Genomic DNA, 13103 nt, shown 5'->3' on the forward strand with positions numbered 1-13103 from the left:
GTGACCTCTTATACCTTGGTGACTTCCAATATTCTCATGCCAGTTTCATCCGCTTCCAGATGCAGCTGCATATAATTTAGCGGCCAAAGGTTTTCCACCTTACCCGGCCATTCGACAAAACAGAGGTCCCCCGAATCGAAATATTCCTCCACGCCCATGTCCAGGGCTTCTGTTTCATCCTTAATCCTGTAAAAATCAAAGTGGTAGATTGTTCTGCCCCCCGCATCGTATTCATTCACCAGCGAGAAAGTGGGGCTCTGCACGTGGGTTGTAACCCCGAGATGGCTGCATAGTGCCTTAATGAGCGTCGTCTTACCTGCCCCCATCTGGCCTTCGAAGAGCCAGACGGGCGTTTCTGCACCAAGCCTCAGAAGTGCTTCGGATACATTTCCAAGCTCGTCGAGTTCTTTAAAACGAATAACCGTGGGCTGTCCAATCATGTTACAAAAATACACAATTTGGAAAAACCCGTGACAATTTTATGTGTCCGACAACATCAGACTTTCCATTCTTTCCGCATCGGCCTGCCCAGCAGTTGACTGGCCTTTTTATCCCCTTCAAAACCCTCCTTCAGCGGATCCCATTTCAACGAACGCCCCAAACCGTACGCGATATTCCCGATGTTACAAACAGACGCCGTCCGATGGCCCGTCTCTACGTCGCAAATAGGCGCCTTCCTGGTCCGGATCGCATTCAGGAAATCCTTATAGTGATTGGCACTGACGTAAACACCGGCGTCACCTGCATTGAAAACCTTGTCTTTTAGCGGCTCGGGGGTAGTCCTTAACTCGCCACGGGCCACAAAAACTTCACCGTCCGTACCCACGAAGTGGCAATGCTGTTTACCTTCCATTGGCCGGTGGATCACTTCCACGCCGTTGGCATATTTGAACACCAGGCCCTTGCCGGGCTCGGAATAGATCAGTTCGTTCGGCCCGCTGGCATCCATATTCAATCCCCATTGCGCAATATCGAACATATGTGCGCCCCAGTCGGTCATTCCTCCACCGCCAAACTCGGCGTAGTCGCGCCATTTCGGCCAGAATTTAGCATCCATAGCCGGTGCAAGTTCGTTATTGTAAGGTCTTTCGATGGTATTGGGGCCCATCCACAAGTCCCATTCCAGGCCCTCTGGTTTGGCTTCACTTTGCAAATCCCACACTTTCGGTGGCCCGCCTACATTAACATACACCTTTTTCACTGTTCCAATGGTCCCGCTTCGCACCAGCTGTACGGCTTTTGTAAATTCCGGCGCGGAGCGTTGCATACTTCCCGTTTGAAAAACCCGGTTATGCTTTCTGGTAGCATTCACCATGGCCCGCCCCTCCTTCACCGTCAATGAAAGCGGTTTTTCGCAGTAGATATCTTTTCCCGCTTCGGCAGCTCGTACGGCCATCGCAGCATGCCAGTGATCTGGCGCGGCGATCACCACGACATCAATATCCTTTCGTGAAAGCAATTCCCGGAAGTCCTTGATACCCGCCGCCGCTTTGTAAGTCCCTTGCCCGAGTTTTTCGGAATACCATTGATTGGTGGCATTCACGAACGCGTCCTGCTTGACCGCGTATACATCCGAAGCCGCGATAATGCGCGTCTCCTGAGTATCCAGAAAACGGTTTCTCAGGCCTCCGCTCTGGCGGCCGCAACCGATGAAACCCAATGCGATCAGATCGCTGGGCGCCCGGTACCCACGCCCGAGTACATGCCGGGGCACGATCATAAAGGAAGAGACAACGGCACCCGCTTTCAGAAAGTCACGACGGTTCAGACGCTTGGTATTCATATTTTTTCAGGAATTTATACTAATTGAATTTAAATTAAAGACCGGAGTCAGTGATTCTACTGGATATTGGAGTCTTATATCCGGTTACATTCAACTTCCTAAACCACAGCCGTTATGATCAGACTACTACTGGCATTTGCCCTGGCGATCGCGTCGTTCGGGCGCGTCCAGCTCGCAACCGCCCGGATCACTCAGCGTAACATTCTGGCAAAGAAATACAGCCAGACCGCATTCAACGAAGCCCTTATTCCTCTCGACAAATGGGCACCTTACCCCAAAACACCCGAAGAATGGCGCAGCAAGGCTGATCCCGACGAACTTACCAAGATCATTAAAGCAGGCGAAGAGGCCCTGGAAAAGCCGATCCCGATGGTTTCAGCAAGCCTGCTACTCGATTTTACCCGCAGCGGCGACCGCGAGCGGCACGCGACCGCTTCCTTTGGACGGCGAAATCAGTTGATGAACCTCGTACTCGCCGAAGCCGTGGAAGGTAAGGACCGGTTCATGGAAGCCATTCTGAACTCTGTATGGGCTATTTGCGAAGAAACTTATTGGGGTGTACCCGCGCATTTGAGTGTGCAAAAGGCTAAAAACGGATTACCCGACGTACAAGACCCGACCGTCGACCTCTTCGGTGCCGAAACCGCCGGAGTACTCGCGCTAACGGACTATTTTCTGGGCACAAAACTGGATAAAATATCCCCGCTGGTCAGGCCGCGTATCTATTTTGAAACCAATAAAAAGATCTTCGAACCGCTGAAAGAGGCCAAACGCTACGGATGGCTGAGCACCACGAATCCGGTCAATAACTGGAACCCCTGGATCGTGTCCAACCTGCTCATCGCTGATTTACTATTGGAAAAAGACGCTCAAAAACGGAGTGAGAACGCTTATCAATACATGGTGTTCCTCGACCGGTACTTCAACAGCCTGGGCGACGACGGCGGCTGCGACGAGGGGCCAAGCTACTGGTTTGCCGCGGGTGCGAGCGCCTATGACGCGCTCGCGATCCTGGAAAGCGCCACCAACGGGAAAGTCAACGTTTACGACCATGATCTGATCCGCAAAATGGCGGCCTACGTTTATAAAGTACACATTACCAATGACTATTTCGTCAACTTCGCCGACGCCGATCCCAAACTAAAACCGGATGGGTTAATGCTCTACCGGTTCGGAAAAGCGGTTCAGGATCCGACCCTTTCCGCATTCGGAGAATGGGCTTATGGCCAGTTTGGCGCGGTAACAGGTGGCAATGGCTATCAGCGTCCGAGAAAGGTCTGGAACCTGATCACCACCTCGGAGTTGAAGCAGGATCAGTCCAAAACTTATAAGCCCGTGGCGCAATCATGGCTTTCGGATATTGAAGTACTCACGGCCCGTTCCGACAACGGCCTGTACCTGGCTACCCATGCCGGCCACAATGCAGAAAGCCATAACCATAATGATGTAGGCGATTTCATTGTGTATGCCGACGGCGAACCAGTGATTGTCGATGCCGGCCGTGGCAACTATACTGCGCGGACATTCTCTTCGAAACGGTACGAGCTGTGGTTTACGCAATCCCAATACCATAACCTGCCGATCATCAACGGCCTCGGGCAACCTGCCGGGAAGCAGTTCAATGCAAGAAATGTCAAAAGCAATGTATCTGAAAAAGAAGTTTCGCTCGCTATGGACATCGCTCCTGCCTATCCGCAGGAGGCGGGTATACAAAACTGGAACCGGCTGGTAAAGCTCAATCGGAGCAAGAATGCGGTGGAAATCTCCGACGATTTTGTCCTGAAACAAAAACCCGACTCGTTGCAGCAGGTATTCATGACCGTATGCAAGGTCGACATCAGCACACCAGGCAAAATCGTTTTTACCACCTCCGGTAAAAAAGCCGTTTCGCTCACTTATGATCCGAAGAGCTGGACCGTTTCCACAGAGTTGCCTTCCACCGAAGGTATGGAATACAGCAGTTTCAAGACCAAATGGGACGGCGAACCGGTGACCCGTATTGTACTCACCAGCAAGGCATTGAAATCCAAAGGCAAACACAGTTTCGTTATCACCAAATCCTGATTATTCCTCATGAACTTATCCCGCAGAGATTTCCTCATTAATAGCGCCCTGGCCGGCAGCATTGTTCCTTCGTTGGCGCAAGAATCATTTGCCAGTCCGACCAACGGGGCGGCGGACGATCTGAAAGTCAATATTTTCTCCAAGCACCTCCAATTCCTGAACTACCAGGACATGGCGGAAGTGGCCAAAGAGTTGGGCTTCGACGGCATTGACCTCACAGTGCGCCCCAAAGGCCACGTACTGCCCGAAAAAGTGGAAACGGATCTCCCGCTGGCGGTAGAGGCAATGAAGAAGGTAGGCCTGGCGCCGCAAATGTTCTGTACCGCCGTGGAAGATGCCGCTAACCCCGTCGACAAAAAACTGCTCGAAACAGCAGCAAAGCTGGGTTTCAAATACTACCGTATGAACTGGTACCGCTACAATGAGCAAAAAGCGATTCCCGAACAACTCGGCGAGTTCAGTACCAAAATGGCGGGTTTGAGTCAGCTGAATGACAAGCTGGGAATCCACGGTTGCTACCAGAACCATTCGGGGCGCATGGTAGGTGCTTCGATGTTCGAAATCTGGCAGATTTTGCAAAAAGCGAATCCAAAAACAATGGGCGCGCAATACGATATCCGCCACGCCACCGTAGAAGGCGGCCTCTCGTGGCAAACGGGTTTTAACCTGATCCGCCCGCATATCAAGACGATCGTGATCAAGGACTTTTACTGGGAGAAAAACAGCAGCGGTAAATGGGCCGTGAAAAGCGTGCCGCTGGGCGAAGGAATGGTGGATTTCAAAACCTATTTCAAACTGCTGAAAGACCTGAAAGTGGATGTACCGATCTGCTTGCACCTGGAATATCCGCTGGGGGGTGCCGACCAGGGTGCATTTCAGATTACGGTTGATAAAAAAGTGGTTTTCGATGCCATGAAACGTGATTTGCAAAAGCTGAAAGAACTCTGGGCAGCCGCTTAACAACCGCCATTCCATGAAACTAACGCCCCTCCTCTTGTCGGCCTCATTTGCCGCGCTATGCGGTTTCGTGATCAGCAAGCAATCCACTGACCAGAACTGGCCGGAATATAATGGCGACGGCGCGCGTAGCCATTATTCCGCCCTGGATCAGATCACGAAGGATAATGTAACGCAACTCAAAGTCGCGTGGACGTACGCTTCCGGCGGTGCGGATACTGCACGCAACCGCACGCAGATGCAATGCAATCCCATCGTGATCGACGGCATCCTCTATGGAGTCTCAGCGGGGACGCAGGCGTTTGCATTGAACGCCTCGACAGGGCAGCCAATCTGGAAAACCGCTATCACAGACAATGGCGGTACCACAAGCCGCGGGGTAACTTATTGGTCGGACGGCAAGGAGAAACGTATTTTTTTCGGGGCCGGAAAATGGATTTATGCATTGAATGCGGTGGATGGCTCAATAATCAACACTTTTGGAGAAAACGGCCGGGTTAACCTCAAAGCCGGCATCGAACGTCCCGGCGCGGACGATTATCTTACCTCCAATACCCCCAATACGATTTACAAAAACCTGCTCATTACCGGAATGCGGGTCAATGAAACTGAAACCGCATTGCTCGGGGACGTGCGCGCATATGATGCGCGTACGGGCAAGCTGGTTTGGACATTTCGCACCATTCCTGCCAAAGGTGAATTCGGGGCGGAGACCTGGCCCGCTCATGCGCGGGAAAATTTCGGTGGCGCCAATGCGTGGGCAGGTATGGCTATCGACCGTGGGCGCGGAATTGTTTACATTCCAACAGGTTCCGCAGCCTACGACTTCTATGGCGGTAACCGGCCTGGTAACAACCTTTTTGCCAACTGCCTCATCGCCCTCGACGCCGCAACGGGCAAGCGCCTGTGGCATTACCAGCTCGTACATCACGACATCTGGGATCGCGACCCGCCTTGCCCTCCAAACCTGGTAACCGTCACGCACAAGGGCAAACGCGTAGACGCCGTCGTGCAGGTTACCAAGCAGGGCTACGTCTTTGTCCTCGACCGTGTTACCGGAAAGCCACTGTTTCCTATTCAGGAAACGGCATTTAACTTCCCGGCTATCGATGGTGAAAAGATCAGCGCAACCCAGCCCATTCCCACATTACCGGTCCCATTTACGCGCCAGACATTTAATGCCGGTGATTTCAACACATTCGTTGCTGGCCGCGATTCGCTCGTGGATTTGCTTTCGAAAGCCAAAACTGGCAGCGCCTACATTCCGATCACTTCCAGCACGACCATCTTCTACCCCGGTACCGACGGTGGTGCACAATGGGGCGGCGCAGCAACGGACCCAGGTGGCATCATGTACGTTCCGGCCAAGGAAATACCCGTTTACACCTCACTCATCAAAAAGGAAATCCCGCGGAACGCCGCGAGTGTAACGGGCGCACAATTGTACCGACTCAACTGCGCAGCCTGCCATGGAGCCGACAAGATGGGCAACCACGACGGCTCCTACCCGTCGCTCGCCAACCTCGAAAAACGTCTGAAACCGGCGCAAATCGAGCAAATACTGCAAAACGGCCGCGGTATGATGCCCTCGTTCACGCATATTTCGGACGCAGAGCGAAAGTTGATCATTGCTTTCCTGACCAATAAGGAAAGTCACGAGAGCATTAAAATCGACTCTAAAACGCAGGTTCCTTACCAGCACACAGGCTATAACCGTTGGTACGACCGGAATGGCTACCCTGTAAGCCAACCGCCATGGGGCACATTAACGGCGATCGACCTCAACACCGGTCAAAGGAAATGGCAGGTCCCACTCGGCGAATACAAGGAGTTAACGGCCAAAGGCATCCCGCCGACGGGCACCGACAACTACGGCGGCCCGCTGGTAACTGCCAGCGGATTGATATTCATCGCAGGAAGCCGCGACGAGCAATTCCGGGCATTTGATAAAGAGACCGGTAAGATATTGTGGCAAGCTGCATTGCCGGCTGCAGGTTACGCCTCAGCCAGCACCTATTCAGTGAATGGCCGGCAATATGTCGTCATTGCCTGTGGCGGCGGGAAGTTGAATACCAAGTCGGGGGATAAGTATGTGGCGTTTGCTTTGCCCTGAAAGTTTGCTTCTGCGGTCTATGCATTCAGAATTTGAACGGGGGAAGTCGTGACGGGAACAAAATGCCGTTAGGCATGCAATATTGGTAGCAAAAGCACGGCCCCGACGTTCAGAAATGCCCTTGGGCATGCAACTACAATGCATTGCTTGTGCGTGGCTGTTACATCCCTGGCGGGATTGGGCATGATATAAATTTGATATTGCTAACAATATTACATCGCTACGCGATTTCCAGTAAGAAGGCGGCGGGCGGTTATTCATTCAGGAAACCGGGAGATGTAAAGTCATCGAAATCGTCGGAGATCGCATTTATCATACCTTTTCCCCAGCCCGGTCTTCTTGCCTTGAGGGTAGCAATCTCTCCTTTCAGCAAATCATCAACCTTGTCGATCAGTTGCTCGTTTTCCAAGCTGACTATTTTCCTGATAATCTCAATTTTCTTTCCTTTCGTTGTCATGGCAAAACGTATTGATGCTAGTCAAATATAATGTTATCGAGTTAATTCCCTTTCAATCCTAAACATCCTGCAATGGTTTCTTGCCCATTTTTCGGGGAAGGTTACCTTTGTGCCAAAGCAAAATCTAAAACTATGCCTTCAAAAATTCTCAATGTCGGTTTAATCGGTTTCGGTTTGTCGGGGCGGTATTTTCATTCGCCGTTCCTGAGTACCAATCCCAATTTCAAGATCAAAACGGTGGTCGAAAGGACCAAAAATGAGGCGCAGGAATTTGACCCTACGATCGGCAATGCGCGGTCGGTGGAAGAGTTGCTCAGCGACGAAGAAATCGACCTGGTTTTCATATGCACGCCTAATGACACGCATTACGAGTATGCAATGGATGCGCTCCAGAATGGCAAGCACGTCGTGATCGAAAAGCCGTTTTCAGCTACCGAAGAAGAGGCCCGCGAGCTCGTGAAAGTGGCCAAAGAAAAAGGCCTGATATTGACCGCCTATCAAAACCGTCGCTGGGATTCCGACTTTCTGACCATACAAAAGCTGCTTGGTGAAGGGAAGTTGGGCGATATAATCGAATATGAATGCCGTTACGATCGCTACCGCGAGGCTGTGGCCGGTTCCTGGAAAGAACGTGCAGTACCGGTGGGCGGCAATGTGTACAACCTCGGCCCGCATTTGATCGACCAGGCATTGGTATTGTTCGGTGAACCGCAAACGGTAACCGCCGACATCCGGATCGTTCGCCCCAACAGCGAGATCGACGATTATTTCGACATCCGCCTGGGCTATGCCGACAAATCGGTGATCGTCAAATCGAGCCTGATGGTGTATGAAAACCATTTGCGGTATGTCCTGCACGGTACGAAAGGCTCATTTATAAAAGGGGGTCTGGATCCGCAGGAAGAGACGCTGCGCAAAAATGTACTGCCTACCGAAAAGCCATGGGGCGTGGAGCCCGAAGATCGCTGGGGCAAGCTGTACAGCGCGGCATTTACGGGAATTGTTGAAAGTGAGGCGGGCGACTATATGCCTTTTTACCAGAACGTTTACGATGCCATCGTTCATGGCGCGGAACTGGCGGTGAAGCCGGAAGAAGTATTGCGCACTTGCCGTGTCATCGATCTGGCGTTCCAAAGCAGCAATGAAAAGAAGGTAATGGCTTATTAATAGCCCCATACCAAAGCAAAAGGCAGTCCGGAATATCCGGACTGCCTTTTTTGCCTATTAGCAGGTCGTTACTTATTTGATAACTGCTGTTACCTGACGCTTTGTTTCAGTCGAGATCGCGAATGGCTTTGTAGAGATTTCACTGCCATTGTTGATAATGAAGCTGTAATTTCCGTCTGCCAGGTTCGACAGGTCGAAGATCTTAGTGTAGTTTTCAGACTTAGGGATCGATGTGCTGTAAACGATTGTTCCTGTGTAGTCTTTGATAACCAGTGAAGATCTTTCTTTTACGTTTTCAAGAGACAATTTGAATTTCAATTCTGCACCTGAAACCAGCTCGATAGAAGCGTTGTTTTCTTTTACTTTATCAGCAGCGATTGAAAAATTTGCAGTTGATACTCCCACCAATACTGCGATTGCCAAGATAGTCTTTTTCATTTTATTCTTAATGTTTAATGTCTGATTCAATGTTACCAATTTGTACTTTTCAGGCATTTCCCTGATCAAGTTCTCTGAGCGGCTATCCGTTGTAGGTTTTTGCTCTTTGGACATTACAAAGGTACCCAACATTGTGATTAAAAGTCAATAAGAGCGATTTAGACGAACCAAAGTTCTTTTTTCAATGATGCATAAATATTGGAATAATACTATGTTTCTAGAAAAAGTACAGCAAGTCGTTTGAAATTTGCCAGTTTTATTGGAATAGTGCAAATGGCACATATTGCACTATTTTAATATATTAAACTAGTATACCAAGCTACTAGGTTTTGCCACGAAGGCACGAATTTCCGCGAAGCGTCTGAATTCGTGCTACTCGCGGCAAAAAAACTGACACCAACTTAAAGTATTTCCGAAGCAAGCACGTCTGCCCATCTATAATAGCTTAAAAGTCCGTTTGTCGCAGAAAAAGCCAAATATCATCCAAACCGTCACATCCTATGGCAAGCAGTTGCTCGGGTTCATCCGGCAACGTGTGAATACCGACGAGGACGCCGAGGATATTTTGCAGGACGTTTGGTACCAGCTAAGCACAGTGCCGGAGATTGAGGCAATCGAGCAGATGAGCAGCTGGCTTTACCGCGTGGCCCGCAACCGGATCATCGATAAGTACCGCAAACAAAAGCCCGAATCCCTCGAAGATTTCGGCTACGAAGACGAAGATGGCGAGTTCCATTTCAAGGACATCCTGCTGGCTGACGACAATACACCTGAAACCGCTTATCTGAAAGATCTTTTCTGGGAGCAACTGAACATTGCCCTGGACGAACTTCCGGAAAACCAGCGACAGGTATTCATTTGGAATGAGCTGGAAGACCAGACGTTCCAGGAAATCGCCGATCGTACAGGAGAGAATATCAAAACCTTAATTTCCCGTAAGCGTTATGCGGTCCGTCACCTTCGTGAACGGCTGGAAAGCGTGTACAGGGAGTTTGTAAATTATTAAATTTGTTGACCATGATGAACCCGCAAAACAGAGGTAGGAGATTTCGGCTTGCGCTACCGGTTTTTATCCTGATCGCAGCCCTGGGTCTCGGAGCAGTCGTACAATGGCTTTGGAACGCCATTTTACCCGGCGCTGCCAATTTTAACACGATCAGTTACTGGCAGGCAGTAGGTTTGTTTGTTTTGTGCAAAATACTCTTCGGCGGCTTTCGTGGCGGACCAGGACACGACCGGCATCATCACAAATGGCAGAAATTCAACCGACGCTTCGGCCGCGGCGGTCGGGAGGAAATGCTGGCATGGAAGAATAAATGGATGCAAATGACCGACGAGGAACGACGACGCTTCCGTCAGGAAATGCGTAACCGATGGAGGAAACCGCCAGAGAATATGTAAATAAAACCCGGCCGACAGCCGGGTTTTATTTTGCCACACTTTAAAGTAATTTTTCCGGTTACCCGTCTGCATAGATGAAGGCGCAAGTGGCGCACAATTATTCATCGTAAACAGACAAGATCATGTTCATCGTCATTCTAAAATCAATAGGGGCAGCGGTCCTGGCAGGATTGTTCCTTTTTGCTCTGCCATTCCTGATCTTCAAAGCAATATTCTTCTTCCTGTTCTTCGGATTGATTTTCAGGTTTATAGCAAGAAGACGTTACCGCAGGTGGCGCCATTATCATTCAGGTTTCTATGGCTACCCCAACGCCGACTTCGGTGGCCCTCAGCGGGAATACCTGGCCGATCCCTTCGGCCCGATGCCTCAAAAAGTTTAAAACAATAATTCATCCAACAAACAATCAAATACCATGTGTGATAACAGATTCGGACGTCGTGGCTTTGGAATGCGCCACGACCATTATGGCAGGCATTTTGGTCCGCAGCGCGAGTTCCGCGTGCCTGTGAACATTGTCAGAAACGAGGGCAGTTATGAAATGCTCATCTTCGCACCCGATCGGAACAAGGAGGATTTCAAAATCAACGTGCAGGGGCTGGAACTGACCATTTCCTATGAATTGAAAGACAATCTAAGCGAAAAGCGTAACTGGATAAGACAGGAGTTTAGCAAAAGCTCGTTCCAGCGGACATTCATGATCGACAGCACCGTCGATACGGAGAACATCAGCGCTCAATACAACAATGGTATCCTGCAACTGACACTGCCGATCGTACCAGGCTCAGAGAAGCCTGCCCAGGAAATCAATGTAAGCTAGCGATTTCAAAACCTTCATCAACTAAGAAAGCCCCTGCATCTTCGCAGGGGCTTTTCTGATTACAAACGCTTAACAAATACTGGTTTTAACTAACCAAAATCATTTATACGCAGGATCCTGTGTGAGCGTAGCCGCTCCCGCCTTGTACGACCGGTCGATCGCCTCCTGTGGAATCGGGAAAAACTCATTCTTACCTTTGGTAAATATCGCACCCTTTTTGTAAACTCTTTTATTCGCTTCGACCGCCACGTAAGCATTCAGTACCTCCGCCGCAATTCCCCAGCGTTGCAAATCGAAGAAACGGTGACCTTCCATTGCGAATTCAAGGCGGGTTTCGAAACGGACTGCTTTGCGGGCGGTAGCAGCGTCGGTCCATGCCTGGTCGTAAGTTTTAATCACGTAGTTTGCAGCCGGCTCATTGAGAACTGAATAATCATCTCTGGATTTAGGTCCTTGTACTGCTTTTTTCACGAAACCGGCCGGATTCATTGCCCTTGTACGGATCTGGTTTACCAGTTTACGCGCGCTTTCGAGGTTACCCAATTCTACCTCGCATTCTGCAAGCCAAAGCAGGATCATACCGTAACGCATGATGCGATAGTTGTTGCTCGAAAGGTTACCCCAGCCGTTGATACCAAAGCCTGCCTTTTCAGAAATATGCTTTTTCGGTGAATAAGGACCTGCATAAGTCTGGTCACGGATGAAATCACTCCCATGAATTTTGAAATCTTTAAAAAGAATTCCTCTGCGCCCAACTGTCTGATCCAAACGCGGATCGAGTGTTCCTGTGTAGGGTTCAAACGGATCGGTGTATTTCAAACCCTGGTCGTTTTTCACGTCGCTGTCATTGAAATTATCCAGCATAGGCAGTCCTGCCGCTGTGGTCTTAAATGCATTCACAAGGTTTTGCGAAGGCTGGTAAAATCCACAGCATCCCCACGGGTCAATGTAAGGGTGGGCCAAACCTACGCCCGCATCGGCAGCATCGCCTGAAGCACTTGAAACTGCATACTGGATCTCAAAGATCGATTCCACATTGTTACGGGTCGCGATCAGGAAGTTATCCTCAAACTTGGGCGCCAGCGAAAACTTGCCCGATGCGATGATCTGTTCCAAAATAGGCTTCGCTTTTTGCAAAACAGCCACATTAGCCGCGCCGGTAGAGATATTCCAACCCTGATACATGTAAGTCTTGGCCAGAAAAGCCAGTGCCGCCCATTTGGTCGGGCGACCTACCTGAGACTGAGCTTCCGGCAGGCCTTCGGATGCAGCTTTAAAATCCGCCTCGATCATCGGCCAAACGTCTTTATCGTTCGGAACTTTCGTGCTTTCGAGATCGTCGAGTTTATAAATCGTCTCGTCGATGTACGGGATCGTTTTCCACATTTTCTTCGCCTCGAAGTGAAACAACCCCCGCAGGAAACGTGCTTCGGCGATAATCTGCTTTCTACGTGTGTCACTTACCTCCGGTACTTCCGCCAGTGTGTTGATCACGTCGTTGGTACGGGCGATGCCTTTGTACAATCCGCGCCACTTATTTTTGATGTGGTTGTTGGTAGGCTGGAAGTCCCATTTTTCAATAAACGATTCTTCGGGCTGGTCACCCGCGTCGGTACCCTTGTACGAATCATCCGAAGCAATTCCACCAAAAACCCAGCTTTGAATGTCGTTGTTCCACGGATCCTGGCCGTCGAGGCCCTGCCCGTCAACCATCGCATAGGCTCCCACAAGCAAGCCTTCCACACCAGAAGGGGTTTTAAGGGCCGTCGGGCTATATTGCCCTTGTGGATCGCGGCTCAGGAATGAGTCTTTACAAGCCGAGACAATCCCGATTGCCAGACCCACCGATAGCATGTATTTTACAAGTCTTGAATTCATATATATCGAATTTTTAAGATCAGAAGA

Annotated in this window: 13 protein-coding genes; 8 read left to right on the plus strand and 5 right to left on the minus strand. The window is 50.2% G+C overall.

Going from position 1 to position 13103, the window contains the following annotated elements; translation table 11 throughout:
• Positions 1 to 8 precede the first annotated feature (8 nt).
• Positions 9 to 440: a tRNA (adenosine(37)-N6)-threonylcarbamoyltransferase complex ATPase subunit type 1 TsaE gene (gene tsaE / locus J7619_RS14225; RefSeq protein ID WP_291199306.1), complete on the minus strand. Its 432-nt coding sequence runs from the start codon at positions 438 to 440 to the stop codon at positions 9 to 11.
• 56 nt (positions 441 to 496) lie between these two features.
• The gene (locus J7619_RS14230; RefSeq protein WP_291199308.1) at positions 497 to 1783 is read right to left on the minus strand and encodes a Gfo/Idh/MocA family protein; all 1287 of its coding nucleotides are present in this window, start codon (positions 1781 to 1783) and stop codon (positions 497 to 499) included.
• Positions 1784 to 1897: 114 nt separating this feature from the next.
• Here J7619_RS14230 and J7619_RS14235 point away from each other — a divergent pair, with 114 nt between their 5' ends.
• Genes J7619_RS14235 through J7619_RS14245 form a run of 3 tightly spaced genes read left to right on the plus strand, consistent with a single transcriptional unit; the run spans position 1898 to position 6917 of the window.
• Positions 1898 to 3847, plus strand: a complete 1950-nt coding sequence (locus J7619_RS14235; protein WP_291199310.1) for a heparinase II/III family protein — start codon at positions 1898 to 1900, stop codon at positions 3845 to 3847.
• A gap of 9 nt (positions 3848 to 3856) precedes the next feature.
• On the plus strand, positions 3857 to 4807 hold the full coding sequence (locus J7619_RS14240; RefSeq protein ID WP_291199312.1) for a sugar phosphate isomerase/epimerase: 951 nt from the start codon (positions 3857 to 3859) through the stop codon (positions 4805 to 4807).
• Positions 4808 to 4820: 13 nt separating this feature from the next.
• Positions 4821 to 6917 (plus strand): PQQ-binding-like beta-propeller repeat protein, encoded by a 2097-nt coding sequence (locus J7619_RS14245; protein ID WP_291199314.1) that lies wholly within the window; start codon positions 4821 to 4823, stop codon positions 6915 to 6917.
• Between the two features lie 253 nt (positions 6918 to 7170).
• Here J7619_RS14245 and J7619_RS14250 read toward each other — a convergent pair whose 3' ends face one another.
• Positions 7171 to 7374 carry a hypothetical protein gene (locus J7619_RS14250; RefSeq protein WP_291199316.1) on the minus strand — a complete coding sequence of 68 codons (204 nt, stop codon included), beginning with the start codon at positions 7372 to 7374 and terminating at the stop codon, positions 7171 to 7173.
• A 132-nt stretch (positions 7375 to 7506) separates the two neighbouring features.
• On the opposite strand from J7619_RS14250, the gene J7619_RS14255 reads away from it, so the two are divergent.
• Positions 7507 to 8541, plus strand: coding sequence for a Gfo/Idh/MocA family oxidoreductase (locus J7619_RS14255; RefSeq protein WP_291199318.1), 1035 nt, complete (start codon positions 7507 to 7509; stop codon positions 8539 to 8541).
• Positions 8542 to 8613: 72 nt separating this feature from the next.
• On the opposite strand, the gene J7619_RS14260 is transcribed toward J7619_RS14255, so the two are convergent.
• Entirely contained in the window at positions 8614 to 8979 is a 366-nt protein-coding gene (locus tag J7619_RS14260) for a hypothetical protein (protein WP_291199320.1), read from the minus strand.
• 457 nt (positions 8980 to 9436) lie between these two features.
• On the opposite strand from J7619_RS14260, the gene J7619_RS14265 reads away from it, so the two are divergent.
• The 4 genes from J7619_RS14265 to J7619_RS14280 all read left to right on the plus strand — a co-directional run bounded on the left by J7619_RS14265 (position 9437) and on the right by J7619_RS14280 (position 11198).
• A complete protein-coding gene (locus J7619_RS14265; RefSeq protein WP_291199322.1) occupies positions 9437 to 9985 on the plus strand; it encodes an RNA polymerase sigma factor in 549 nt (182 codons plus the stop codon).
• An 11-nt stretch (positions 9986 to 9996) separates the two neighbouring features.
• Complete coding sequence (locus tag J7619_RS14270; protein ID WP_291199324.1) at positions 9997 to 10380, plus strand: hypothetical protein; 384 nt, start codon at positions 9997 to 9999, stop codon at positions 10378 to 10380.
• A 122-nt stretch (positions 10381 to 10502) separates the two neighbouring features.
• Positions 10503 to 10760: a hypothetical protein gene (locus J7619_RS14275; protein ID WP_291199326.1), complete on the plus strand. Its 258-nt coding sequence runs from the start codon at positions 10503 to 10505 to the stop codon at positions 10758 to 10760.
• A 33-nt stretch (positions 10761 to 10793) separates the two neighbouring features.
• Positions 10794 to 11198 (plus strand): Hsp20/alpha crystallin family protein, encoded by a 405-nt coding sequence (locus J7619_RS14280; protein WP_291199328.1) that lies wholly within the window; start codon positions 10794 to 10796, stop codon positions 11196 to 11198.
• A 99-nt stretch (positions 11199 to 11297) separates the two neighbouring features.
• Here the strand turns inward: J7619_RS14280 and J7619_RS14285 are convergent, their stop codons facing one another.
• On the minus strand, positions 11298 to 13076 hold the full coding sequence (locus tag J7619_RS14285; protein ID WP_291199330.1) for a RagB/SusD family nutrient uptake outer membrane protein: 1779 nt from the start codon (positions 13074 to 13076) through the stop codon (positions 11298 to 11300).
• Positions 13077 to 13103: the final 27 nt, after the last annotated feature.

This window comes from Dyadobacter sp. (genome assembly GCF_017744695.1).
In the GTDB taxonomy this organism is placed as follows: domain Bacteria; phylum Bacteroidota; class Bacteroidia; order Cytophagales; family Spirosomataceae; genus Dyadobacter.